The sequence below is a fragment of the Candidatus Pantoea bituminis genome, assembly GCF_018842675.1.
GTDB classification, from domain to species: Bacteria; Pseudomonadota; Gammaproteobacteria; order Enterobacterales; family Enterobacteriaceae; genus Pantoea; species Pantoea phytostimulans.
This window is the reverse complement of sequence record NZ_JAGTWO010000004.1, coordinates 1,108,122-1,134,659: the sequence shown is the minus strand read 5'-3', so window position 1 is coordinate 1,134,659 and position 26,538 is coordinate 1,108,122. Positions and strand designations below refer to the sequence as shown.

Annotated in this window: 19 protein-coding genes and 3 pseudogenes; 5 read left to right on the top strand and 17 right to left on the bottom strand. The window is 52.3% G+C overall.

Features of this window, described 5'->3' with window-relative positions; translation table 11 throughout:
* Window positions 1–90 precede the first annotated feature (90 nt).
* From ubiG to yfaE, 4 genes are all read left to right on the top strand, one after another.
* A complete protein-coding gene (ubiG, locus tag KQP84_RS09110; protein ID WP_215846129.1) occupies window positions 91–819 on the top strand; it encodes a bifunctional 2-polyprenyl-6-hydroxyphenol methylase/3-demethylubiquinol 3-O-methyltransferase UbiG in 729 nt (242 codons plus the stop codon).
* A 467-nt stretch (window positions 820–1,286) separates the two neighbouring features.
* Complete coding sequence (gene nrdA / locus KQP84_RS09105) at window positions 1,287–3,572, top strand: class 1a ribonucleoside-diphosphate reductase subunit alpha (protein WP_215846128.1); 2,286 nt, start codon at window positions 1,287–1,289, stop codon at window positions 3,570–3,572.
* A 77-nt stretch (window positions 3,573–3,649) separates the two neighbouring features.
* Window positions 3,650–4,780, top strand: a complete 1,131-nt coding sequence (nrdB, locus tag KQP84_RS09100) for a class Ia ribonucleoside-diphosphate reductase subunit beta (RefSeq protein ID WP_215846127.1) — start codon at window positions 3,650–3,652, stop codon at window positions 4,778–4,780.
* A gap of 2 nt (window positions 4,781–4,782) precedes the next feature.
* Window positions 4,783–5,043: a class I ribonucleotide reductase maintenance protein YfaE gene (gene yfaE, locus KQP84_RS09095; protein ID WP_215846126.1), complete on the top strand. Its 261-nt coding sequence runs from the start codon at window positions 4,783–4,785 to the stop codon at window positions 5,041–5,043.
* Between the two features lie 53 nt (window positions 5,044–5,096).
* Here yfaE and KQP84_RS09090 read toward each other — a convergent pair.
* A pseudogene (locus KQP84_RS09090) lies at window positions 5,097–6,292 on the bottom strand (nicotinamide mononucleotide deamidase-related protein YfaY).
* Between the two features lie 252 nt (window positions 6,293–6,544).
* The gene (gene elaB, locus KQP84_RS09085) at window positions 6,545–6,856 is read right to left on the bottom strand and encodes a stress response protein ElaB (RefSeq protein WP_215846125.1); all 312 of its coding nucleotides are present in this window, start codon (window positions 6,854–6,856) and stop codon (window positions 6,545–6,547) included.
* A 335-nt stretch (window positions 6,857–7,191) separates the two neighbouring features.
* Between elaB and KQP84_RS09080 the strand changes: the two genes are divergently transcribed.
* On the top strand, window positions 7,192–8,850 hold the full coding sequence (locus KQP84_RS09080) for a glucan biosynthesis protein D (protein ID WP_215846124.1): 1,659 nt from the start codon (window positions 7,192–7,194) through the stop codon (window positions 8,848–8,850).
* A gap of 57 nt (window positions 8,851–8,907) precedes the next feature.
* Here KQP84_RS09080 and KQP84_RS09075 read toward each other — a convergent pair whose 3' ends face one another.
* The 15 genes and pseudogenes from KQP84_RS09075 to KQP84_RS09005 all read right to left on the bottom strand — a co-directional run bounded on the left by KQP84_RS09075 (window position 8,908) and on the right by KQP84_RS09005 (window position 26,017).
* Window positions 8,908–9,357: a GNAT family N-acetyltransferase gene (locus tag KQP84_RS09075; protein WP_215846122.1), complete on the bottom strand. Its 450-nt coding sequence runs from the start codon at window positions 9,355–9,357 to the stop codon at window positions 8,908–8,910.
* A 34-nt stretch (window positions 9,358–9,391) separates the two neighbouring features.
* Entirely contained in the window at window positions 9,392–10,738 is a 1,347-nt protein-coding gene (locus KQP84_RS09070; RefSeq protein ID WP_215846121.1) for an HdeD family acid-resistance protein, read from the bottom strand.
* 120 nt (window positions 10,739–10,858) lie between these two features.
* Window positions 10,859–12,316 carry an NADH-quinone oxidoreductase subunit NuoN gene (gene nuoN / locus KQP84_RS09065; protein ID WP_215846119.1) on the bottom strand — a complete coding sequence of 486 codons (1,458 nt, stop codon included), beginning with the start codon at window positions 12,314–12,316 and terminating at the stop codon, window positions 10,859–10,861.
* Between the two features lie 6 nt (window positions 12,317–12,322).
* Complete coding sequence (gene nuoM, locus KQP84_RS09060; RefSeq protein ID WP_215846117.1) at window positions 12,323–13,843, bottom strand: NADH-quinone oxidoreductase subunit M; 1,521 nt, start codon at window positions 13,841–13,843, stop codon at window positions 12,323–12,325.
* 213 nt (window positions 13,844–14,056) lie between these two features.
* Entirely contained in the window at window positions 14,057–15,892 is a 1,836-nt protein-coding gene (gene nuoL / locus KQP84_RS09055) for an NADH-quinone oxidoreductase subunit L (protein WP_215846115.1), read from the bottom strand.
* Window positions 15,889–16,191: an NADH-quinone oxidoreductase subunit NuoK gene (gene nuoK / locus KQP84_RS09050; RefSeq protein ID WP_013509877.1), complete on the bottom strand. Its 303-nt coding sequence runs from the start codon at window positions 16,189–16,191 to the stop codon at window positions 15,889–15,891. The genes nuoL and nuoK overlap by 4 nt, the downstream gene beginning before the upstream one ends.
* Entirely contained in the window at window positions 16,188–16,739 is a 552-nt protein-coding gene (gene nuoJ / locus KQP84_RS09045; RefSeq protein ID WP_215846113.1) for an NADH-quinone oxidoreductase subunit J, read from the bottom strand. The genes nuoK and nuoJ overlap by 4 nt, the downstream gene beginning before the upstream one ends.
* A gap of 10 nt (window positions 16,740–16,749) precedes the next feature.
* A complete protein-coding gene (gene nuoI, locus KQP84_RS09040; protein WP_215846111.1) occupies window positions 16,750–17,292 on the bottom strand; it encodes an NADH-quinone oxidoreductase subunit NuoI in 543 nt (180 codons plus the stop codon).
* 11 nt (window positions 17,293–17,303) lie between these two features.
* Window positions 17,304–18,281, bottom strand: coding sequence for an NADH-quinone oxidoreductase subunit NuoH (nuoH, locus tag KQP84_RS09035; protein ID WP_215846110.1), 978 nt, complete (start codon window positions 18,279–18,281; stop codon window positions 17,304–17,306).
* Window positions 18,278–21,000 (bottom strand): annotated as a pseudogene (gene nuoG / locus KQP84_RS09030) (NADH-quinone oxidoreductase subunit NuoG). Before nuoG ends, nuoH begins: the two are co-directional and overlap by 4 nt.
* 109 nt (window positions 21,001–21,109) lie before the next feature.
* The gene (nuoF, locus tag KQP84_RS09025) at window positions 21,110–22,450 is read right to left on the bottom strand and encodes an NADH-quinone oxidoreductase subunit NuoF (RefSeq protein ID WP_215848237.1); all 1,341 of its coding nucleotides are present in this window, start codon (window positions 22,448–22,450) and stop codon (window positions 21,110–21,112) included.
* Window positions 22,451–22,452: 2 nt separating this feature from the next.
* Window positions 22,453–22,967 (bottom strand): annotated as a pseudogene (gene nuoE / locus KQP84_RS09020) (NADH-quinone oxidoreductase subunit NuoE).
* Window positions 22,968–22,969: 2 nt separating this feature from the next.
* Window positions 22,970–24,769: an NADH-quinone oxidoreductase subunit C/D gene (nuoC, locus tag KQP84_RS09015; protein ID WP_215846108.1), complete on the bottom strand. Its 1,800-nt coding sequence runs from the start codon at window positions 24,767–24,769 to the stop codon at window positions 22,970–22,972.
* A 117-nt stretch (window positions 24,770–24,886) separates the two neighbouring features.
* A complete protein-coding gene (locus tag KQP84_RS09010) occupies window positions 24,887–25,564 on the bottom strand; it encodes a NuoB/complex I 20 kDa subunit family protein (protein WP_215846106.1) in 678 nt (225 codons plus the stop codon).
* Window positions 25,565–25,579: 15 nt separating this feature from the next.
* Complete coding sequence (locus tag KQP84_RS09005; RefSeq protein WP_215846104.1) at window positions 25,580–26,017, bottom strand: NADH-quinone oxidoreductase subunit A; 438 nt, start codon at window positions 26,015–26,017, stop codon at window positions 25,580–25,582.
* Window positions 26,018–26,538 lie beyond the last annotated feature (521 nt).

The window sequence follows — 26,538 nt, the reverse complement described above, 5'->3', positions numbered from 1 at the left end:
TTTCACCCGCTTTTCCTTATGTCTGAGAGGTGCGCCGCAACGGCTTAAGCGTTTATACTCAGTCAACATTTTGTCAGGAGTTACGATTCAATGAATGCACAGCCGCAGAATCATCAGCAGAACGTCGATGCGCAGGAAATTGCCAAGTTTGAGGCCGTTGCCTCACGCTGGTGGGATCTCGAGGGTGAATTTAAACCTTTGCACCGCATAAATCCGCTGCGCCTTGGTTATATTGCGCAACACAGCAACGGCTTATTTGGTAAAACCGTGCTGGATGTCGGTTGCGGTGGCGGCATTTTAGCCGAGAGCATGGCGCGCGAAGGTGCCGTGGTTACCGGGCTGGATATGGGCGCAGAACCGCTGGAAGTGGCACGTATGCACGCGTTGGAAACGGGCGTGAAGCTCGATTACATTCAGCAAACCGTGGAAGATCACGCGGAAACCCACGCCGGAAAATATGATGTGGTGACCTGCATGGAGATGCTGGAGCACGTTCCCGATCCGCGCTCGGTGGTTCATGCCTGCGCGCGTCTGGTGAAACCGGGCGGCGAAGTCTTCTTCTCCACCATCAACCGCAACCCCAAAGCCTGGCTGATGGCGGTATTTGGTGCGGAATATGTGCTGCGTATGGTGCCGCGCGGCACGCACGATGTGAAAAAGTTTATCCGCCCTTCAGAGTTACTGGGTTGGGTAGATGAAACCCCGCTGCGCGAGCAGAACATCATCGGCTTGCACTACAACCCGATGACCAATAAGTTTCGTCTGGGCCGCGGCGTGGATGTGAACTACATGATCCACACGCGTCACAGCAAAAACTAATCTGTGTGGCGCGCAACCCGTTTGCGCGCCCGCTGTCATTTATTCTCCTCCCCTTTGCTTAGCGAATCCTTTACCCACCGTTTAAATGCATAACCCGCGCTGATTAACGATACGTTTTTCGATCCATTGAGTGAGCCGCTAGTCCATAGATTGGAAAAACGTCAGTAATGAATGAAAAATCAGCGGTCGCTCAAGAAAGGGAATTTTTTATCAAACCGGTTGACACGATGGCGAGCCTTACAACACGCGGCCTAGGAAATTTCGCAAAAAAACAAGCCCAGAATCATCATTTTTTCCTCTTGTTAAGCTGCAGCAAATTACTAGAATATGCCCCCATATTGTTATGAATTTCCCCCTGAACCCCTAGATGTAGTGTTTATCCACAACATTATTCACAATGAATATGCTGTGTATAAACCGGGATTTCTTTTAATTTTTGGATACTCACGCAAAGGTAAAAACGCGACATGAACCAAAGTCTGCTCGTTACTAAACGCGATGGCCGCCAGGAGCGCATTGACCTCGACAAGATTCACCGTGTGCTGGACTGGGCAGCTGAAGGGCTGAACAACGTCTCCGTTTCACAGGTTGAACTGCGTTCCCACATTCAGTTTTATGATGGCATCAGAACCTCTGACATTCATGAAACCATTATCAAGGCCGCTGCAGACCTGATCTCTCGCGATGCCCCGGATTATCAGTACCTCGCTGCTCGTTTAGCGATTTTCCACCTGCGTAAAAAAGCGTACGGCCAGTTTGAACCACCAAAACTGTATGACCAGGTGGTCAGCATGGTTGATAAGGGCAAATACGATAGCCATCTGCTGGAAGACTACAGCGTTGAAGAGTTCGAGCAGATGGACGCGTTTATCGACCATTGGCGTGATATGAACTTTTCCTACGCGGCGGTTAAGCAGCTGGAAGGTAAATATCTGGTGCAGAACCGCGTTTCGGGCGAAATCTACGAAAGTGCGCAGTTCCTGTATATCCTGGTTGCAGCGTGTCTGTTCTCCGGTTATCCGCGTGATACCCGCATGGATTACATCAAGCGTTTCTACGATGCGATTTCAACTTTCAAGATCTCACTGCCGACGCCAATTATGTCTGGTGTGCGTACGCCAACGCGTCAGTTCAGCTCCTGCGTATTGATCGAGTGTGGTGACAGCCTCGACTCTATCAACGCCACCTCCAGCGCCATTGTGAAATACGTTTCGCAGCGTGCCGGTATCGGTATCAATGCAGGCCGTATTCGTGCACTGGGCAGCCCAATTCGTGGTGGCGAAGCGTTCCACACCGGTTGTATCCCGTTCTATAAGCACTTCCAGACGGCAGTTAAATCCTGCTCTCAGGGCGGTGTTCGCGGCGGCGCAGCGACTTTGTTCTATCCAATGTGGCATCTGGAAGTTGAAAGCCTGCTGGTGTTGAAAAACAACCGTGGCGTTGAAGGCAACCGCGTACGTCACATGGACTACGGCGTGCAGCTGAACAAGCTGATGTATCAGCGCCTGTTGAAAGGTGAAGATATTACCCTGTTCAGCCCGTCAGACACGCCGGGCCTCTATGATGCGTTCTTCGCCGATCAAGATGAATTCGAACGTCTTTACACCAAATATGAAAAAGACAACAGCATCCGTAAACAGCGCGTTAAAGCGGTGGATCTGTTCTCCTTAATGATGCAGGAACGTGCTTCAACCGGCCGTATCTACATTCAGAACGTCGATCACTGCAACACACACAGCCCATTTGATGCCAGCATCGCGCCGGTTCGCCAGTCCAACCTGTGTCTGGAAATCGCGCTGCCGACCAAGCCGCTGAACGATGTTAACGACGAGAACGGTGAAATCGCGCTGTGTACGCTGTCAGCGTTTAACTTGGGTGCAATTGAAAGCCTGGACGATTTGGAAGAGCTGGCAACGCTGGCAGTTCGTGCGCTGGATGCCCTGCTCGACTATCAAGATTACCCGATCCCAGCCGCACAGCGTGGCGCAATGGGCCGCCGTACCTTGGGTATAGGTGTAATCAACTACGCTTATTATCTAGCGAAAAATGGCGTGCGCTACTCTGATGGCAGTGCCAATGGCCTGACGCATAAAACTTTCGAAGCGATTCAGTTCTACCTGCTGAAAGCCTCGAATGAGTTGGCGAAAGAGCAAGGTGCCTGCCCGTGGTTCAATGAAACCACCTATGCGCAAGGCATTATGCCGATCGACACCTATAAGAAAGATCTCGATACCATCTGCAACGAGCCGCTGCATCTGGACTGGGATGGCCTGCGTGAGCAGATCAAAACCCATGGCCTGCGTAACTCAACGCTCTCTGCGCTGATGCCGTCTGAGACCTCTTCGCAGATCTCCAATGCCACCAACGGCATTGAACCGCCACGCGGTCATATCAGTATCAAAGCTTCTAAAGACGGGATTTTGCGTCAGGTGGTACCCGAGTATGAGCGCCTGAAAGATCAGTATGAACTGCTGTGGGAAATGCCAAACAACGACGGTTATCTGCAACTGGTTGGCGTGATGCAGAAGTTCATCGACCAGGCAATTTCGTCGAACACTAACTACGATCCCTCGCGTTTTGCCAACGGCAAAGTGCCAATGAAGCAGTTGCTGAAAGATCTGCTGACGGCGTATAAGTTCGGCGTGAAAACGCTTTACTACCAAAACACCCGTGACGGGGCTGAAGATGCGCAGGATGACATGGCACCTTCAATCCAGGATGACGGCTGCGAAAGCGGCGCATGTAAAATCTAACGGTCAGGCGGGAGCTTATCCCGCCTTAGTCATTTCACGGGACTCTTGCGCGTCCCGTCTACTTTTGGACAGTTTTTATGGCCTACTCCACCTTTTCACAAAACAAAAATGACCAGCTGAAAGAGCCGATGTTTTTCGGTCAGTCGGTTAACGTGGCGCGCTTTGACCAGCAAAAATATGACATTTTTGAAAAACTGATCGAGAAGCAACTTTCCTTTTTCTGGCGTCCAGAAGAAATCGATGTTTCACGCGATCGTATCGATTATCAGGCGTTGCCCGAGCATGAAAAACACATTTTTATCAGCAACCTGAAATATCAAACGCTGCTGGATTCGATTCAGGGTCGTAGCCCGAACGTCGCGTTGCTGCCGCTGATTTCGATCCCAGAGCTGGAAACCTGGATTGAAACCTGGGCGTTCTCCGAGACGATTCACTCGCGCTCTTACACCCATATCATCCGTAACATCGTTAACGATCCCGCGGTGGTGTTTGATGACATCGTGACCAACGAGCAGATCCTGGCCCGTGCGGAAGATATTTCCGGCTACTACGATGACCTGATCGAGATGACCAGCCATTGGCACTTGTTCGGTGAAGGTACGCATGAGATCAACGGCAAAACGGTTGTCGTTAGCCTGCGTGCGTTGAAGAAACAGCTCTACATCTGCCTGATGAGCGTCAATGCGCTGGAAGCCATTCGCTTTTACGTTAGTTTCGCCTGCTCCTTTGCTTTTGCCGAGCGCGAGCTGATGGAAGGCAACGCCAAAATCATTCGTTTGATCGCCCGTGATGAAGCGCTGCACCTGACCGGCACTCAGCACATGCTGAACCTGCTGCGCACCGGTGAAGACGATCCTGAAATGAAAGAGATTGCGGCTGAATGTCGTGAAGAGTGTTTTGAGCTGTTCAAGAAAGCGGCGCTGCAAGAAAAAGAGTGGGCGGAATATCTGTTCAGTGGCGGCTCAATGATCGGCCTGAATAAAGACATTTTGTGCCAGTACATTGAGTACATCACCAATATTCGTATGCAGGCGGTCGGCCTTGATTTACCGTTCCAGACGCGCTCTAACCCTATTCCATGGATTAACTCATGGCTGGTGTCTGATAACGTTCAGGTTGCACCGCAGGAAGTAGAAGTCAGCTCCTATCTGGTCGGCCAAATCGACTCTGAAGTGGGTGAAAACGACTTCGACGACTTCCAGCTGTAAGCATGAGTCGCTCCATCGTTATTCTGCGCACTTCCGGCACCCGGCTGGAGTGCGCAGACGATCATCCCAATCTGCTGGCAATGCTTGAAGCACAAAATATTTGTGTGGAATTTCAGTGTCGGGAAGGTTATTGCGGATCGTGCCGTACGCGCTTGCTCAAAGGCGAAGTGTATTACGCCGAAACGCCGCTGGCGTTTGTGGAACAGGGCGAGATTCTTCCCTGTTGTTGCCGAGCCAAAGGTGAGATTGAGATCGCGCTATAAACACAACGGGCGCCTTACGTAGGCGCCCGTTGTGCTTTAGTTTACCGGGTTGTTTAACGCTTCACCGTTTCAAGAATATCAATCCAGCCGTGACCGGTGCTGACTTCGCTGCCGTGCAGCCAGCGGCGCAGCATGTTCATTGCCATCATCGCCACCACTTTCTGCCGCGTCTCCTGATTATGCCGTCCGTGTGTAAACTTCACTCGCTGTCCCCACGTCGCTTCAGGCGTATGCAGTGCGATAGCGACTTCCCTTCTTCTAATGCGCCCACAGACAACGCCAGCGGCGTCTGCTGCCGTGCTGCCACGCTTGCTGTGCGTGTTACCTGATCTTCCAGGGTTTCAGCCTGCTGCGGCAGAACTTCTGCGGCACTGAGCGGCACCTCAGCTGAGGCTAGCTGCCAGTTCAGCAGACCCGCCGTGAACTGTTCACTGATCGCCAACTGCAGATCCCGATCTTTTAATTCACGCGCCAGCAAGGCGGGAAATCCTTCGGTGCCTTCAAAGATGGTGCATTCAGCCAGTTGCAGCCGAACCTGTTGCCAAACCTGCTCCATCGCGATGCGCTGACTGGCCGGCCCGGTAAGTTTGATTTCTATGATCGGCATGGAAGAGCGATAACCCATCACCACACCTTCTGGCAGGGCCAGCGGTTCCAGCTCCGCTGCCAGATCGCTTTCGCCGCGACCAAAGGTGGTCAGGCGCAGGCAAAGCGGCGGTTCAGGCAGTTCAAACTTACTTTTCAAACGCGGAATGATTTGCTGCTCAACCATAGTTTTGAATTCAGAGGGTACGCCAGGCGTAAAGAACATCCAGCAGCGATTGAGCTGTAGCGCAAAACCGCAGGCAGTGCCGACGGGATTATCCAACATCTCAGCATTGGCCGGTATTTCCGCCTGCTTGCGATTGCTCGGTGCCATGATGCGGCCTCGACTGGCAAACCAGGCTTCCATGTTTTCCAGCCACTCTTGCTGCATTTTGAGTTCTACACCGCAGGCTTTTGCTGCAGCTTGCGCGCTGAGATCGTCGCTGGTGGGGCCAAGTCCGCCATTAACAATCAATACGTCGGCTTCGTGACTGCGTGCCAGCAAAGTCTCAACCAGTGAATCCATGGCGTCGCCTACCGTGCTTCGACTGGTCATGGGTAAACCTTGTTGGAACAGCACATCGGCCAGCCAGGCCGCATTGGTATCGACGATTTGGCCATGCAGTACCTCATCACCGGTTGACAGCATCTCTACTCTAATCACGTATCGTTCTCCTTTTGCCGAGGGTTCCACTTTAGAAAGCCTGCCGACGAAACACAATCGATCGCATGCGAATAGGCGGTTTTAGTGTATAGCGGCAGAGTTGTGCCACATTGGCGGACAAAACAGCAGTCAAATCGTGAGGGGAATCTTTCGGGGTAAACATCATGATACCGACGCTGTGCGTGGGTCAAAGTGACAGGCAACATAGAGCAACGGCGGGAAAACCCGCCGTTTTATAACGTCTGACGCAGCTTAGCGACGCGCCAGCAGCAGCCCAAGCACCAGCCCGGCGGTGGCGCCGATACCGATGCCTTTCCAGGGCTGCTCATGTACATAATCATCAGCGCGGTAAGCGGCTTGTTTGGCGCGATAATAATAGCTATCTGACGCCTGGCTGACGCGTGATTTAACATCATGCAGCGCCTGCTCCGCTTTAGTTTTGAGCTCAATGTATTTCTGGTCGGCCGGATCGCCCGATGACTTCAACACTTCTTCCAGCGTTTCTGTCAGCAGCGCTAAATCATCATCCAGGCCAGTCTCAAACGGTTCAGTCTCTTTTACCATTGTTTCCTCCGTGTACATTGCAAAGCAGTTCCTTAACTATAGCCACTAATTTGCGCTCTGCCGCTTTCACTTACCAGGAATCACCCGAGTTTTCATTTGTTAACGTGATTTTTCTTTTCACGCTACGCTTTTATCGATGCAAAGAAGTGTAAGCCAGGCGCGTCAGCCGACAATTTCCCTTCGCTTCTTTGATTAATCTGATAAATTTTGTTCGGACTGAATTTTTCAACTACCCGGCTGTCGTACCCTCCTGTTGCCTGCGATTATCAGGCCATGAAAGTGCATTTCGCACGACAGTCACGACAAACTCGAACAGCTAAGGAAAGATCTCTGGCATGAATCGAAGAATGTTTATGAAAGCGTCAATGGCCTTCTCCGCTGTTAGCGGTATGACTGGCCTGTCAACGCTGTTTGCGCAATCCGCCTGGGCAGAAGATGGCATTGCTGACGGAACCGCAGTACGCTTCGATTTCGACGTATTGAAGAAGCAAGCGGCCAGTTTGGCGAAGCAACCTTGGGGTGGCGCGCCGGGTGCGTTGCCTGAAACACTGGCTACGTTAACGCCGCAGGCCTACAACGAAATTCAGTACGATGCGAATCACTCCTTGTGGAACACCATTCCTGACCGCGAACTGGATGTGCAATTCTTTCACGTTGGCATGGGCTTTAAGCGCCGCATCCGTATGTTCTCGGTGGATGGCGATAGCCGCCAGGCCCGCGAAATTCACTTTCGCCCGGAGTTGTTCAACTACAACAATGCCAAAGTCGATACCAAACAGCTTGAAGGCAAAAATGACCTCGGCTTCGCCGGATTCCGTGCATTTAAAAAGCCTGAACTGGCACGCCGTGACATCGTTTCATTTTTAGGTGCCAGTTACTTCCGCGCCGTTGATGACACTTTCCAGTATGGTTTGTCGGCGCGTGGTGTAGCGGTAAATACCTTCAGCAACGGCCAGGAAGAATTCCCTGACTTCACCGCGTTTTGGTTTGAAACGCCGGATGCAGATGACACCACCTTCACCTGCTACGCCCTGTTGGATGGTGCCAGCCTGACTGGCGCATACAAGTTCATCATCCATTGCGAAGAGAAGCGCGTGGTGATGGAGGTTGAAAACCACCTGTTCGCGCGCAAAGAGATTCGTCAGCTTGGCATTTCGCCAATGACCAGCATGTTTAGCTGCGGCACCAATGAACGCCGCATGTGCAATACCTATCATCCGCAGATCCATGACTCCGATCGCCTGGCGATGTGGACCGGAAAAGGCGAATGGATTGCCCGCCCCTTGAATAATCCGCAGCGGCTGCAGTTCAACGCTTATGAAGATGAAAACCCACGCGGTTTTGGTTTGCTGCAGCTGAACCATGACTTCAAGGATTATCAGGATGTGATTGGCTGGTATGACAAACGTCCAAGCCTGTGGGTTGAACCGGTGGGAAAATGGGGTAAAGGTGCCATCAATTTGATGGAAATCCCTACTACCGGAGAAACGCTGGATAACATTGTCTGCTTCTGGCAACCCACCGAACCGGTAAAAGCTGGTAGCGAATTCAGCTTCTCTTACAAGTTGTACTGGAGTGGCTTACCACCGGTTCGCAGTGGGCTGGCGCGCGTTGATGCTACGCGTACCGGTATTGGCGGCTTCCCAGAAGGCTGGGCTCCGGGCGAACATTTCCCTGATACCTGGTGCCGCCGTTTTGCTATCGACTTCGTCGGTGGCGATTTGAAAGCTGCTGCGCCGAAAGGGATTGAACCGGTAATTACCGTTTCTTCTGGTACGTTTAAGCAGGTTGAGATTCTTTATGTCGAGCCGATCAATGGTTATCGCATTCTGTTTGACTGGTATCCTAACAGCGACTCAACCAAGCCGGTCGAAATGCGTCTGTTCCTGCGTACCAAGGATGAGACGTTGAGTGAAACCTGGCTTTATCAATATTTCCCGCCGCCGCCAGATCAACGTAAACACGTTGATGATCGGCAGATGACGCCGGGCTAAACAGAACGGCGAGGAACATTCCTCGCCGTTTTTTTATCTCTTATTTTTGTCTACCGATTATTTCTGCATATCAATGTGCGGAATATCATCTTCGAGGTACTCCTCACTGACCGGGAGGAAACCGTGTCGTCCGTAAAATTTTTGCAGATGCGCCTGGGCAGAGAGAAACAGCGGGGAGTCTGGCCACTGTTTTTTACAGCTCACCAGCACCTGCTCCATCAGACGATTCCCCAGATTGATGCGACGAGCCTGATCCGAAACAATCACCCGGCCAATTTTCACTGGGCTGATCTCATCTAACGGTGAAAGAATTCGTGCATAAGCCACCAGCTCATCGCCACGCATTCCTAACAAATGCCGATTTTCAGCCATTAAATCCTGACCATCAACGTCGAGATAGGGACACATTTGCTCAACCACAAACACTTCACAGCGTAACGCCAACAGCGCATAAAGCTGCTGTACGGTTAAATCGCGATGATGAAGATCCAGCCAGGTAATTTCCATCTGTTTTCCTTATTGACGGTGTTCGCTTTGAACGTCATTTGATAATACTGCGCGACGGCACCCTTTTCTGCTGCCACAGCACATATCGCAACCGTAAACTTTGCCACAAGCGAATCGGCCACAACTGGCTTGACTGAGGTTCAATGACCCTTTTCAGCAAACTGACATAATCCAATACCAAACCCGGCGTCCACGTCATCTCTTCAGCACGGCCACGTACCACGCCCAATAACCAAAAGTTGGGATCGCTTAACAGACGAAATCCAGCATACGGCTGCCTGGCTAAAATGCCTTCCAGAGCCACGTCCAGCGCCTGAACTACGGTGGATGAGCAATTACGCGCCGTAAGGTTATAGGTGCTGTCGGCGCTATAGCGCTGCCAGTAATGCTGTAATGCAATTAAGTTGTAGTGCGGAAAAATAACCTGTTTGTCAGGCCGACACCAGCCAGCGACTTCCTCTGCCAGCGAAGGCAGAAAACGTCCAGCAACATCATTGTGTTCTCCGGCACGCAGCACGGCGCGAAAATTACCGCTGTCGCGATCGATTTCGTCACGCGGATAGTGGCTGACATAGAGATTATCGCCCGCTTCTAGCGCCGCGTGGCCAGTAGAAATTACCCCATTGTGATCCACCGCAGCGATATAACGGTCAATAATACGATAACGCTCGCGTACCACACTGGAACCCACCGGTGTCCAGACATAGACCGTTAACGTTTGCGACGGCGGCAAATCGGGAAAGCTGGGATGATCGTAGCGGCTGCCGTGCCAGCGCCGTAATCCTGCAGCCTGAAACAGCGGCAGTACGGTGACTGAACTTTCCTCGGTAAGCAAACGCGCCTGACGCGCCATTAACAATAAACTGGTCGCAATGCTTAACAGCAGCAGCGCAAAGCAAAGTGGTACCGCAATATGATGATGGAATGGCCAGTCGCTGATGATCACTACGCTGAGCAGCAATTCTATGGCACCCGTAAAACAGTGCTTTTGCCAACGTACGCCGCGCAGTACCAGCGCAGCCGCGATGCGAAAACAGCCGTCGAGAAAGAAAGCGATGCCAAACAGCAACGCTGAAACATCATTGTTATCTTCCGGGATATCGAAGATCAGAAAGGCGATAAATAAAAACCCCACGCCTTTGAGCAGGGTTAGCCAGTCGATGAGCATCTCCTTGGTCATGGCTAAGACCATCTGCACCACGCCTTCGATGATGAACAAAATCGCCAGCGTGTCTAACGGCACTGATAACAAGCCATCGCTGCCAATGTCGTAAAGGATCAACAAGGCAAAGGCCAACAGAATGACGCCGCCAATCGCCAGCCAATACCAACGCCTGCGCAGCACCTGTGCACCGGTTAATAGAAAGATCAGCTTGATCACAAAACCTCTGCGCGGCGAATTCAACACTGATTAAAAATTAGCAACGACAGGCAGGATTGTCAGATTACAGGCAAAAAAATCAGGCCCAAAGGGCCTGATTCGGCTATTTCACGGCTTTGCTTACATCAGCGGCTGAGCCATCTGCACCAGATTAATCAGCGGCTGCGGATAAATACCTAACAGCAGTACCAATATCGCGGAGATCAGTACCACAACACCGCCAGCGGTAAACGCCCAGTTAGCCGGTGTATCACGGGTGTGCAGTTCCGGCGGGCTAAGATACAAGCTTACCGTAACGCGCAGGTAGTAATAGAGGCCAATGGCACTACCGGCGACGACCGCGCCGGTCAACCACCACAGATTCGCGCTGACGCCAGAGGCGATAACGTAGAACTTACCGATAAAGCCTAAGGTCATTGGTATACCTGCCAGTGACAACATCATCACTGTCATCACCGCTGACAAAATCGGACGATGCCAGAACAGACCGCGATAAGAGTAAAGCGAATCTGCGTCCGGGCCACGATAAGGGCTGGACATCAAGCTAACCACACCAAACGCGCCAAGACTGCTGAACAGATAACCGGCCAGATAAACACCGGCGGTTTCCAGCGACAGCTGATGTGATTTCACCGCGATCAACGCGACCAGCAGATAACCGAGGTGCGCAATGGAGGAGTAGCCCAGCAGGCGCTTGATGTTGCTCTGCGAGATCGCCATCAAGTTACCGAACAGAATCGACACAAAGGCGATGATGCCCAGCACCGTGCGAACTGCTTCACTATCAGTGACGGGTGCGTACATAAACAGACGCATGATCACGCCAAAAATGGCAATTTTACTGGCGGTGGCCAGGAAAGTAGAAACCGGCGCTGGCGCACCCTGATAAACGTCTGGCGTCCAAAGATGGAACGGCACCAGCGACAGTTTAAAGCCAAGACCGATGATCATCATGCCCAGGCCCACCAACAGCAGCGGCTCCTGAATCATGGTGTCATTCAGGCTCTTGCCCAGCTCAACGAAACTCAGGCTGCCTGAATCAGCGTAGACCAGTGCAATACCAAACAGCAGGAACGATGATGCTGCTGCCGACAGAATGGTGTATTTCAGTGCCGCTTCCAGCGAGCGTTTCTGTCGGAAAGCGTAACCAATTAAGCCAAACAGCGGCAGCGACAGCAGTTCAATACCGATGAACAACGAAGCAAGATGGTTGGCACTCGCCAGCACGACACCGCCCAGTGCAGCAATCAGCACCAGCAGGTAGAACTCATCCTTGTTGTCTGGGAACCCGACCAACCAGGGATAGGCGAAGGTACAGGTTGCCAGACTCGCCAGCATCACCAGCGCGGTATAGAACATGGCATAGCCATCCACGCGCATCAGCGGCGTGACGTCCATCGGGCCAACCTGGCCAACAAAGTAAAGCGAGAACAGCGCGAGATTGAGGCCAATCACCGTTAGCGTGGCGTTAACAAAATGGTTGCGTCGCCAGGCAATGGACAGCATCACAACCACCACCGTCAATCCGACGATCAACAGCGGCAGCAACGCGATCAATTGTTGAGGAGTTATTGTCATGGCGAATTACGGCCTTGTAGTTGAAATTGAAGCGGTAAACCACTGCTGAATATTGCTCATTGCAGCGTGCGAGGTGTCCAGAATCGGTTGTGGATAGATACCCAACAACACCAACAGCACCACTAACACACCAATCGTCCCGAACTCGCGTGGGGACATGCCCGGCAGCGGCTCTTTTGACTTCGCTTCGCCGTAATAGGCGCGCTGCATCATGATCAATGAATAAACAGAAGCAAATACCAGACCGAAGGTCGCAATCACGATAATAACCGGCACAACCTGGAAACTGCCGGTGAGGATCATGAATTCACCGACAAAGTTACCGGTGCCCGGCATACCCAAATTAGCGACCGCAAAGAACAGTGACAGACCAGGAATCCATTTAATGCGCGACCATAAACCGCCCATCTCACGCATGTCTCGCGTGTGTAAGCGCTCATACAACTGACCACACAAGATGAACAGCGCAGCGGCGGACAGGCCGTGTGCAATCATCTGAATCACTGCACCCTGGAACGCCAACTGGCTTCCGGTATAGATCGCAATCAGTACAAAGCCCATATGCGAAATTGAGGTGTAAGCAATCAGGCGTTTGATATCGGTTTGTGCAAAGGCCATCCATGCACCGTAGAAAATGCCGAGAATACCCAGCCACATAGCGATAGGTGCAAACTCTGCCGACGCATTAGGAAACAGCGGTAGACTGAAGCGCAACAAACCGTAAGCGGCGGTTTTCAGCAAAATGCCGGCGAGGTCAACCGAACCTGCAGTAGGTGCCTGGCTGTGTGCATCCGGTAACCAGCCGTGTAACGGCACCACCGGCATTTTTACCGCAAAGGCAATGAAGAAGCCCAGCATCAGCAGATATTCAACGGTTTTTGACATCGGCGTGTTCAGCAGCAGTTCGTAATTAAACGTCCAGACGCCAGTCGCGCTGTAATGCACAAATACCAAGCCGAGAATCGCTATCAACATCACCAGACCGGAAGCCTGGGTATAGATGAAGAATTTGGTTGCTGCGGTAATGCGGGTTTTGCCGTCGGAGGCTTTATGACCCCAGAGTGCGATGAGGAAGTACATCGGCACCAGCATCATTTCCCAGAAGAAGAAGAACAGGAACATATCGATGGAGAGGAACACACCGATGACCCCACCCAAAATCCACATCAGGTTAAGGTGGAAAAAGCCCTGATACTTATTGATTTCGTTCCAGGAACAGAGCACCGCCATCAGGCCGAGCAAACCTGTCAGCACCACCATGAGCAGTGACAGGCCATCAATAGCCAGATGGAAGCTAATGCCGAAGCGAGGGATCCACGGCACTGAGAAACTCGATTGCCACTGCGGAATACCCGCTGCCTGCGTGAGTGAATAGCCTCCCTGCAACCACAATTGCAGCGAAAGCGCCAATGTCAGCCCCATGGTGATCAGGGCGATCCAGCGTGGCACCTTCGCGCCGAGGCGCTCGGTTAGCCAGCAGAGCAAGCCACCGACGAAGGGGATTATGATTAGCCAAGGTAGTAACACGGCGTTTTGTTCCCTTTTATGATCCTAAGCGGGCTATCTTGCTCGCCACTTTAGTTCCCGGCAGTGCCCGCATTCCTCACGTACGTTAGTACGCTCCGGTTGCTGTGCGCTGGCGTTAAGTAAACTGGCTTCGCCGATGACGCCCTAATATCTCAGGTAATTTTACAATCTCGTTCTGGGATGAGATTGAGACCTCATCCCACGCATTAACCTTTAAATCACCAACATCAGCGCCAGCACCACCACGGCACCCACGCTCATTGATGCGACATACCAGCGCAGGTAACCATTTTCACTCACCACCAATCCTTTATTGGCGATACGTGAAAGCAGCGCAGGCAAGTTCATCAAACCATTGAGCGGATCACGCTTCAGCAGCCACGCAATGCCCAGATAAGGTTTAACGAACACTTTGTCGTAGAGCCAGTCAAAGCCCCAGGCAGCAAACCACCATGTGCCGAAGAAACGACCCGGCGCACTGTTGGCGATGCTGGTCACCAGCTGGCGTTTGCCCAGCCACAGCGCAGCGGCGATCAGAATACCGACAACCGCAACCACGCCAGAGGCGATTTCCAGACCTACCTTGCCCTCTTCACCAAACTCATTGGCGGGTAACACACCCGCTAATGGCGGCGTAATTAACGCGCCAATAAAGGTCGACAGCACCAGCAACACAATCAATGGCAGATGATGGGTAATGCCTTTGCCGGCATGCGCATGAATTTTCTCTTCGCCGTGGAAAACGATGAAGATCATGCGGAAGGTATAAATAGAGGTCAGGAACGCGCCGACCAAACCGGCAACCATGAGGTTGATATGGCCGTTGGCTAATGCACCAAACAAGATCTCATCTTTACTGTAGAAGCCTGCGGTAATCAGCGGCAGCGCAGCCAAAGCGGCACCGCCAACGAGGAAGCAGGTATATACCAGCGGAATACTTTTACGCAGACCGCCCATTTTGAAGATGTTCTGTTCATGGTGACAGGCCAAAATAACGGAGCCTGAAGAGAGGAACAGCAACGCTTTAAAGAAAGCATGCGTCATCAGATGGAAAATAGCTGCATCCCACGCCTGCACGCCCAACGCCAGGAACATGTAACCAATCTGGCTCATGGTGGAGTAGGCGAGAACGCGTTTGATGTCGGTTTGCACCAGAGCAGCAAAACCTGCCAGCACCAGCGTGATAGCACCAATAATGCCAACCAGATGCAGAACTTCCGGCGTTAACAGGAACAAGCCGTGGCTGCGGGCAATCAGGTAAACACCGGCCGTGACCATGGTAGCGGCGTGGATCAGTGCCGAAACCGGTGTTGGACCTGCCATCGCATCGGCTAACCATGTCTGCAATGGCAGCTGAGCAGATTTACCCACCGCGCCACCTAACAGCATCAAGGTTGCCCATTGCAGCATATGGTTATCGGCGGCGAAGTGTGCCGGCGCTAACTCCACCATCTCGCGGAAGTTCAGCGTGCCCAACTCGTTGTAGAGAATGAACAGCGCAAACGCGAGAAAGACGTCACCGACGCGCGTGATGATAAAAGCTTTCATCGCCGCTTTGCCGTTTTCTGGATTGCTGTAATAGAAACCAATCAGCAAGTAAGAGCAGAGACCTACGCCTTCCCAACCGAGATACATCAGCATCAGGTTATCGGCCAGTACCAAAACAACCATGCTGGCGATAAACAGGTTGGTATAAGCGAAGAAGCGAGAATAACCCTCTTCTCCGCGCATATACCAGGATGCAAACATATGGATGAAGAAACCCACGCCGGTTACTACCGACAGCATGGTCAGCGACAGGCCATCCAGCGTTAAATTCACTTTGATATCAAAGTTGCCAACCTGCATCCATGTCCACAGTGGCTGGGTGAAAATCTGCTGGCCGTTGGCAAAGAAATCAAAGCCCGCATACACCGTTACCAGCGCTGCCAGTCCAACCGATCCCATGCCAACCGCTGCCGACAAGTTCTCTGACCAGCGACCGCGAGAAAACGCTAACAGCAAAAAGCCAATTAACGGAAACAGTACAGTTAAATAGAGAAGATTCATCCGCGCATCTCGCTCACAGTATCAATGTTCAGCGTCTGACGACGACGATAAAGCTGGAGCAGCAGCGCCAGGCCAATACTGGCTTCGGCTGCAGCAAGGCTGATTGCCAGGATATACATTACCTGACCGTCGGCTTGTCCCCAGTAACTGCCCGCCACCACTAACGCCAGCGCTGCAGCATTGATCATGATCTCAAGACCAATCAGCATGAACAGCAGGTTGCGACGCAGTACCAGTGAAGTCAGTCCGAGGACAAACAGCACGGCGGCGAGAATCAATCCGTGTTGTAGAGGGATCATGCTTGCTCCTTATTCGCTTGCTGTGCATCTACTGAGCGATTACTCAGCACTTCGCCCTGACGCTCTTCGCGACCAATATGGAACGCGACGACCAGACCAGCCAACAGCAGCATTGATGCCAACTCAACGGCTAAAACGTAAGGACCGAACAGGCTAATGCCGACCGCTTTCGCATCGATAATTTTGCCGTCAATGCCTTGATCGTTTGCCGTCAGAATGGCATAGACCATTACCGCTAACAGCAGTAGCGACACGATGCCTGGGCCAATCCAAAGCGAAGGCTTCAGCCATTCACGTTCCTGGCTCTCGGTGGCTTTGCCCAAGTTCAGCATCATCACCACGAACACGAACAGCACCATGATGGCACCCGCGTAGACAATGATTTCCAGCGCACCCGCAAAGTAGGCGCCCATCGAGAAGAACACACCCGCAATCGCCAACAGTGAAATGATCAGGTACAGCAACGCATGTACCGGATTAGTGTGAGTAATAACGCGCAATGTCGTTAGCACCGCCACCAGTCCGCAAAGATAAAACGCAAATTCCATGCCTCGCTCCTTAAGGTAATAAGCCTTTGACGTCGATAGGCTTAGCTTCATTTTCAGCTTCACCTTTATCTTTACCGTCAATCGCCATACCCGCCATGCGGTAGAAGTTGTACTCCGGATATTTACCCGGCCCAGAGATCAGCAGATCGTTTTTCTCGTACACCAGATCCTGACGTTTAAACTCGCCGAGTTCGAAATCCGGCGTCAGCTGAATCGCTGTTGTCGGACAAGCTTCTTCACACAGGCCACAAAAAATGCAGCGTGAGAAGTTGATGCGGAAAAACTCTGGATACCAACGACCGTCTTTGGTTTCCGCTTTCTGTAATGAAATACAGCCTACCGGACAGGCTACTGCACACAGGTTACAGGCAACGCAACGCTCTTCACCGTCTGGATCGCGCGTTAACACGATACGACCGCGATAACGGGGTGGCAGATAAACCGGCTCTTCCGGGTACATTTGCGTTTCGCGTTTGGCGAAGGCATGCATGCCTATCATCCAGATACTGCGAACTGTCGTGCCGAAGCCAACGACAATATCTTTTAAAGTCATTTGTTAACCCCTTACTGCGCTGTGTAGAGAATCACTGCGGCGGTCGCCAGCAGGTTCAACAGCGTCAACGGCAGACACACTTTCCAGCCGAACGACAGCACCTGGTCATAGCGTGGACGCGGAAGCGCAGCACGTATCAGGATGAACATCATCATGAAGAACGCCGTTTTCAAGGCGAACCAGATGAACGGCGGCAGGAAAGGTCCATGCCATCCACCAAAGAACAGCGTAACGATCAGCGCCGATACCGTGGTAATCGCAACGTATTCGCCGACGAAGAACAGACCAAACTTCATCCCGGCGTATTCAATGTGATAACCATCGGCCAGCTCTTGCTCTGCTTCGGGTTGGTCAAATGGATGACGGTGACATACCGCAACGCCCGCAATACAAAAGGTCAGGAAGCCGAAGAACTGTGGAATGATGTTCCAGAGATGGGTTTGGCTATTAACGATGTCATTCATGTTGAATGAACCCGCTTGCGCAACCACGCCCATCAGCGACAGGCCAAGGAACACTTCGTAACTCAGCGTTTGCGCAGAGGCACGCATGGCACCAAGCAATGAGTATTTGTTGTTACTCGACCAACCTGCGAACAGCACGGCGTAAACCGCAAGTCCCGCCATCATCAGGAAAAACAGCAGACCAATATTCAGGTCTGTCACCATCCAGGTCGGCGAAACCGGCACAATCGCAAACGCTAACAACAGCGAAACGAAGGCGATAACCGGTGCCAGAGTAAAGATGAAGCGATCGGTAAACGGCGGGACCCAGTCCTCTTTAAAGAACATTTTGATCATGTCCGCCACCAGCTGGAGCGAGCCGCCCCAGCCGACACGGTTAGGTCCGTAACGGTTCTGGAACAAGCCGAGCAAACGACGCTCGGCAAAACTCATAAACGCGCCACAGGCCACCACCACCAGCAAAATCACTACGGCTTTCACGATGGCCAGCAGAATGTCGATAACGTCCGGTGTTAACCAGCTCATTGCGCCGCCTCCTGCAGTTTGTCAATTTGGCCGTTTGCCAGGAATGGCGGAACGCCCGGCATACCCAGCGGCAGACCCACCTGCCCTGCTTGCAGCGCGGTTGAAAAACGTACCGGCAGACGCAGTGTTTCGCCGAAACAGGTGAACTCAACGGCTGCGCCATTGTTCACGCCCAGTTTCGCTGCATCGTCCGGGTTAATCACCAGCATCGGCTGTGACATCCGCTTCTGGAAGGTTGGCGAACGCTGTGACATCTCTTCGCTACCGAACAGTTGATAGTAAGGCGCAACACGCCATCCATCATTGCTTACGAAGGAAGCAGGCACCGTACTGAACCACGGCAATTGCGCTTCGCTGGCTTCAAACAGACGTACACCTGGATCGCCATTACGCAATTTGCCCCCACTTCAGCCTGGAACTTGTTCCACGCCTGCGGTGAGTTCCAACCCGGCGCCCAGGCAAAGGGAATCTGCGAGCGTGCGGCTGATGGCTGGTTATTCCCTTCCATAGAGAAGGCAAACATAGAGTCTTTGTCTTGCGGCTGACGTGGTTCATGCACGTTAATATTGGCGCGTGCAGCAGTACGTCCACTTGAGCGGTGCGGAGAACGAGCCAGTTTCTGACCACGAATACGGAAGCTCGCATCAGGTGCCGCATCTTTAATGCCTTTCAGCTGCGGCAGCTTGGCCACTACTGCATCAATGACGTGATCTAATTGGGTCCAGTCAACGCGGCGGCTTTCCAGTGTGCTATGCAGCGAGTGCAGCCAGCGCCAGCTTTCCAGCATCACGATGCTATTGTCGTAGTAGGCCGGATCGTAAACCTGGAAGAAGCGTTGAGCGCGACCTTCATGGTTGATCGAGGTGCCATCACTTTCAGCAAAGCTCGCGGTAGAGAAAACTAAACCCGCTTTTTCCAGCGTTGCTGTACGTTGATGATCGACCACGATGACGTTGGTTGCGTTGGACAAAGCATTATCCACCAGCGCTTTAGGCGCATGGCGATAGAGATCGTTTTCCAGCACGACCAGCGTATCAGCTTCACCATTACGCAGCTGTTCCAGCGCACTGTCCAGCGTCTGACCGCCCATCAAGCCCAGTCCCATGCTGTTCGCATGTCCAGCCAGCAAGGTAATGCCAACATCGGCGCCGCGCGCTTTCAACGCTTTAGCGACGTTGGCAGCGGCTTCAATCATTGCGGTGCTGCCTGAATGGGTGCCCGAAATAATCAGCGGTTTTTTCGCGCCAGCCAATGCCTGCACGACAACATCCAGTTTACCGTTCAGGCTCTTGTCAAAATCGCTGACCACTGGCGCGGTTTCATCCAGCGCATTGGCAATTGCGAAGCCTAAACGCGCCTGATCTTCAACCGGCGCGCGATAACTCCACGCCGCAATATCATCAAGGCGAGTTTCGTCAACGTTAGTCACGAACAGCGGATGCTTAGCGTGTTGACCGATATTCAAAATGGCGGCGATTTGCCAATCAGCAACTTTCTGTGCTGCGGCCATATCACGCGCTTTGCCTTTTACCGCCTGACGCACAGAAAGCGCAACGCGAGCACCGACTTGGGTCAGATCTTCACCCAACACCAGCACGGCATCATAGCTTTCTATTTCGCGCAGCGCTGGCGTGTAGATTCCGCCTTCACGCAATACTTTCAGCATCAGTTCAAGACGTTCTTGCTCACCTGCTGGCATGCCGGTAGAGAAGTTTTCAGCACCCACCAGTTCGCGCAGCGCAAAGTTGCTTTCGACGCTTGCGCGTGGTGAACCGATGCCGATCACTTTCTTCGCCTGGCGTAATACGTCAGCACCCGCGTTGACCGCTTGCTCAGCATTGAGCGTGACCCAATCATTGCCACGTAACAGGACAGGATGACGTGGGCGATCTTTGAGATTGACGTAGCCATAACCAAAACGGCCACGGTCACACAGGAAGTAGTGGTTTACCGTACCGTTATAGCGGTTTTCAATACGACGTAATTCACCGTAACGCTCGCCAGGGCTGGTGTTACAGCCGACGCTGCATTGTTGGCAGATGCTAGGCGCGAACTGCATGTCCCATTTACGGTTATAGCGTTCTGAATGCGTTTTATCGGTGAACACGCCGGTCGGACAGATCTCGACCAGGTTACCGGAGAATTCGCTTTCCAGCGTGCCATCTTCCGGGCGACCGAAATAGACATTGTCATGTGCGCCGTACACACCGAGGTCGGTGCCATCCGCATAATCTTTGTAGTAACGCACGCAGCGATAACAGGCAATACAGCGGTTCATCTCATGAGAAATGAAGGGGCCGAGATCCTGATTGCGATGGGTACGTTTGGTGAAGCGGTAGCGACGGAAGCTATGGCCGGTCATCACGGTCATGTCCTGAAGGTGGCAGTTACCGCCCTCTTCACATACCGGACAATCGTGCGGGTGGTTGGTCATCAACCACTCAACCACGCTTTCACGGAATTCTTTGGCTTCGCCATCGTCGATAGAAATAAAGGTGCCGTCAGAAGCCGGTGTCATGCAGGACATGACAAGGCGGCCGCGGGTATCTTCGGCATTCTGGAATTGCTTCACCGCACATTGGCGGCAGGCGCCCACGCTTCCCAGCGCCGGGTGCCAGCAAAAATAAGGAATATCAAGGCCCAGAGAGAGACAAGCCTGCAACAGGTTGTCCGCTCCGTTCACATCATACTCTTTACCGTCTACATGGATTGTAGCCATAGTGAACATGCTTCCGTAAGGCTCGTCAGAAACGAGCGTTAATCATATTCTTGTTCCTGAACGCGTCAGGAACAGCGGCGCAAGGCCTGGTTCCGTGTGCTGCGGCGAATTACCAGCGTGCTTTCAGCAGGTTTGGCTGGATACCACCGATTGAACGGGTATTGCCAAACACCTGCGGCGCAATGCCGGCTTCAAACTCTTCACGGAAATATTTAATCGCGCTTTGCAGCGGCTCAACGGCACCCGGCGCGTGTGCGCAGAAGGTTTTGCCTGGGCCCAACTGACGGCAAAGCTGCAGTAAGGTTTCGATATCCCCCGGCTGGCCTTGCTTTTCCTCCAGCGCACGCAGGATTTTCACGCTCCACGGCAGACCGTCGCGGCAAGGCGTACACCAACCGCACGATTCACGCGAAAAGAACTCTTCCAGGTTGCGTACCAGCGAAACCATGTTGATTTCGTGATCGACCGCCATCGCCAGCGCCGTTCCTAAACGACTGCCCGCTTTACCGATACTGGCAAACTCCATCGGCAGATCGAGATGCTCATCGGTCAGGAAGTCAGTGCCCGCACCGCCTGGCTGCCAGGCTTTGAAACGCAAACCATCGCGCATGCCGCCAGCATAATCTTCGAGAATTTCACGAGCGGTAATGCCAAACGGCAGTTCCCAAACGCCTGGATTTTTCACGCGACCGGAGAAACCCATCATCTTGGTGCCAGCATCGTCACTTTTCGAAATGCCTTTGTACCACTCTACGCCGTTGGCGAGGATGGCTGGCACGTTCGACAGCGTTTCAACGTTGTTAACACACGTCGGTTTACCCCATGCACCCGCGCTGGCAGGGAAAGGTGGCTTAGAACGCGGGTTAGCACGACGACCTTCCAGCGAGTTGATCAGCGCCGTTTCTTCGCCACAGATGTAACGTCCTGCGCCGGTGTGAACAATTAACTCAAAATCAAAACCGGTGCCGAGAATATTTTTACCAAGGAAACCAGCTTCGGTGGCCTCCGCAATGGCACGGCGCAGATTCACTGCGGCTTCAATATATTCACCGCGCAGGAAGATGTAGCCACGGTAGGCTTTAAGCGCGAAAGCACTGATCAGCATGCCTTCCACCAACTGATGTGGCATCTGTTCCATCAACAGGCGATCTTTGTACGTGCCGGGTTCCATTTCATCGGCGTTACACAGCAGGTAACGGATGTTCATGGACTCATCTTTCGGCATCAAGCTCCATTTCAAGCCGGTAGAGAAGCCTGCACCGCCGCGTCCTTTCAGACCAGAATCTTTGACTTGCGCCACAATTTCGTCAGGCGCCATGCTATTTAGCGCTTTCTCTGCGCCAGCGTAGCCATTTTTGCTGCGATATTCTTCAAGCCATACCGGCTGCTTATCCTCGCGCATGCGCCAGGTCAGCGGATGCGTTTCGGCAGTACGAATGATCTGTTTGATTGTCATTGATACTGCTCCAGTAATGAGGCGATAGCTTCCGGCGTTAAGTGAACGTGGGTATCTTCATCCACCATCATGGTCGGCCCTTTATCGCAATTGCCGAGACAACAGGTTGGCAGCAATGTAAAGCGGCCATCTGCGGTAGTTTGTCCCGGTTTGATACTCAGGTTCTGTTCCAGCGCAGCCTGAATACCTTGATAACCGGTGATATGGCAGACCACGCTGTCGCAATAACGAATCACATGGCGGCCCACCGGCTGGCGAAAGATTTGGCTGTAAAAGTCGCCACGCCTTCCACGTCACTGGCCGGAATTCCCAGCACCTTAGCAATGGCGTGAATCGCACCATCCGGCACCCAACCGCGCTGCTTTTGCACGATTTTCAGCGCTTCGATGGACGCGGCGCGCGCATCTTCATAATGATGTTTCTCGTGCTCGATGGCGTGATGCTCTTCCGCGCTCAGCACGAAGACCTCGTTTGGGTCGATCGTTTTAACGGCAATGTGTTGATCGTGCATAATTAGCGGTCCACGTCTGACATAACAAAATCGATACTACCGAGGTACACGATCAAGTCGGATACCAGGCTGCCGCGGATCACGGAAGGGATCTGCTGCAGATGCGGGAAGCTCGGCGTACGCACGCGGGTGCGGTAGCTCATGGTGCTGCCATCGCTGGTCAGGTAGTAACTGTTGATTCCTTTGGTCGCCTCAATCATCTGGAAGGATTCATTGGCTGGCATAACCGGGCCCCAGGAAACCTGCAGGAAGTGGGTGATCAGGGTTTCAATGTGCTGCAGCGTGCGCTCTTTCGGTGGCGGCGTAGTCAGCGGATGATCCGCTTTGAACGGGCCTGCCGGCATGTTTTTCAGGCATTGCTCCAGAATACGCAGCGACTGCCACATCTCTTCCATTTTCAGCATCACGCGCGTGTAAGCATCGCTGATGCCTGCGCCCACAGGAATTTCGAAGTCGAAATTTTCATAACCTGAATAAGGGCGCCATTTACGCACGTCAAAATCCAGTCCGGTGGCACGTAAACCTGCACCGGTTGTGCCCCATGCCAGCGCTTCTTCCATATTGTAAGCGGCAACACCTTGTGAGCGGCCCATCAACACGGAGTTACGTAATGCTGCTTTGTCATACTCTTTCAGACGCTTCGGCATCCAGTCGAGGAAATCACGCAGCAAACGTTCCCAGCCTTTCGGCAGATCGTGCGCAACACCACCAATGCGGAACCACGCCGGATGCATACGGAAACCGGTGATTGCTTCCACCACATCGTAAATTTTTTGACGATCGGTAAAGGCGAAGAACACGGGCGTCATTGCGCCAACGTCCTGTATGAAGGTGGAGATGTAAAGCAGATGACTGTTAATGCGGAACAGCTCGGAAAGCATAACGCGAATCACATTCACGCGATCCGGCACGACGATGCCAGCCAGTTTCTCAACTGCGAGCACGTAAGGCATTTCGTTAACGCAACCACCGAGATATTCAATGCGATCGGTGTAAGGAATGTAGCTATGCCATGACTGACGTTCACCCATTTTCTCTGCGCCGCGATGGTGATAACCCACATCTGGAACGCAGTCGACGATCTCTTCACCATCCAGCTGCAATATGATGCGGAAAGCACCGTGCGCTGAAGGATGGTTTGGACCGAGGTTAAGGAACATAAAGTCTTCGTTGGCGGTACTGCGCTTCATACCCCACTCTTCTGGCTTGAAAGTCAGTGCTTCCATTTCCAAATCTTCTTTCTGCTTAGTCAGCTCGAAAGGATCGAATTCGGTTGCACGAGCAGGATAATCCTTGCGCAGCGGATGACCTTCCCACGTTGGCGGCATCATGATGCGCGTCAGGTGCGGATGACCATCAAAGGTAATGCCAAACATTTCCCACGTTTCGCGCTCATACCAGTTGGCATTCGGGAAAAGTTTGGTGAGGGTTGGCACGTGCATGTCGTTTTCTGATAAAGCGACTTTGAGCATGATGTCGCGGTTACGCTCAATCGACAGCAGATGATAGAAAACGGAAAAATCCGCAGCAGGTAAGCCTGCGCGGTGGGTACGTAAACGCTCATCCATGCCATGCAGGTCATACAGCATGACGTAAGGTTTAGCTAATTTACGAAGAAATTCGGTGATTTCCAGTAACTGTTCACGCTTCACCCAAACAACCGGAATGCCGGTGCGGGTGGCCTGAACGGTAAAGGCATCCGGCCCAAAACGGTTACGCAACTCGCCGATCACCGGATCATCCAGGTGATCCCGGGTTTGCCATGCTGGCTGAGCGAGATCTTGCGTGGTCAAATCTGTCATACGTTACTCACCATTCCGGCCTGTAATCAGGCGCTCAAATGAAGGCGTCAGGATGGGGCCGTGCATTAAATTTTAATATTATGCTGCGGGCGCTAAATCCATCCGTGTACGGTTAGCTTAAACTTCGTCTGGAGTACGCAGGTTGGTAACCGCGATACGCTCGCCACGCTTTCTTTCGCGCTCTGGCTGCATATTGGCGCGATACACGCCCTGATCACCTACCACCCATGAAAGTGGACGGCGTTCTTTACCAATCGACTCTTGCAGCAGCAGCAACGCCTGCATATAAGCTTCTGGACGCGGTGGACAACCTGGAATGTACACATCTACCGGCAGGAATTTATCCACACCCTGAACCACTGAATAGATATCGTACATGCCACCAGAGTTGGCACAGGCCCCCATCGAGATCACCCATTTCGGCTCCAGCATTTGGTCATACAAACGCTGAATTACCGGGGCCATTTTGGTAAATGGCGTACCGGCGATCACCATGAAGTCAGCCTGGCGCGGAGATGCACGCATAACTTCTGCTCCAAAACGCGCAACGTCATGCACTGCGGTAAAGGAGGTGGTCATTTCAACGTAGCAACAGGAAAGACCAAAGTTGTACGGCCAAAGGGAGTTTTTGCGTCCCCAGTTCACCATATCGTGCAGGGCATTTTCGAGTTTGCCCATGTAGACGCTGCGATGAACATGCTGCTCCAGCGGATCGCTGACGATTTCCTGCTTTTGCAGAGGATAACGGTCGTTGTCACCACCGTTCGGGTCTATGCGGGTGAGCGTATAGTCCATCTTATTGCCTCTCTTTTACTGCTTGTGAGGATTGGTGTGACTGATCGTGGTGGTCTTAACCACGATGCGGCGACGTGCAGGAGCCCAATCCAACGCACCAATGCGCACCAGATAGACCAAGCCCGCCAGGAGCACCAAAATGAAAATTGCGGCTTCCACAAAGCCGACCCAGCCGCTTTCACGGATTGAAGTCGCCCATGCGTATAAAAAGAGGGCTTCGACGTCGAAAATTACGAAGAACATCGCAACCAGATAGAATTTCGCCGAAAGGCGGAGATGTGTATCACCAACGGATTCGATACCAGATTCAAAAGGCGTGTCTTTGTAGCGGGCGCGTGCTCTGCCACCTAACAGCCATCCTCCGGTCAACATAAAAGCGCAAAGGCCAAATGCAATGACGATAAATACGATAAACGCCCAATGCTGAGCGATGATTTCGGTGGTTGTTGACATACTCTTTGCTTACTCATCAAAAGTGGCGCTGGCATCCTGCACGGGTTCTGGCAGCAAACTCACCACATCGATTCAAGGGAAGGATGAAAAACCTTATAAACTTTGCCGTCATTATCAAATAAGCAGCAATTTTATGGGGTTTTTTACTCCTTTCTATAACCTTTTGTCAACTTTGACAAAAGTATCCAAACATTATTTTACAGCTGCATCATATTATTAACAAATGATGCCCCTCATGCCAGCTAAATCGCTTCAGTCTGTAGGGTTAATTTTAGTGTAGCGGGTATTCACATGCATGGATCGTGCATTTAACAAACATATTTTGACAGGATTCGCGTCGTTTTCCTTCCCCTTAGCAGGGGTATTTTCTTGATCCAGGACACACTTCTGGCCTTTACGCACTAAAAACCAACAATCAGTACGGCGTTTTGGAATGTTTTTTCCGTTTTTTCGGATTGAAGGTTTCAACAAGCAGTAAAAATGAAAATAATTTCATTTGAGGATTATTACGGGGCGTTAAA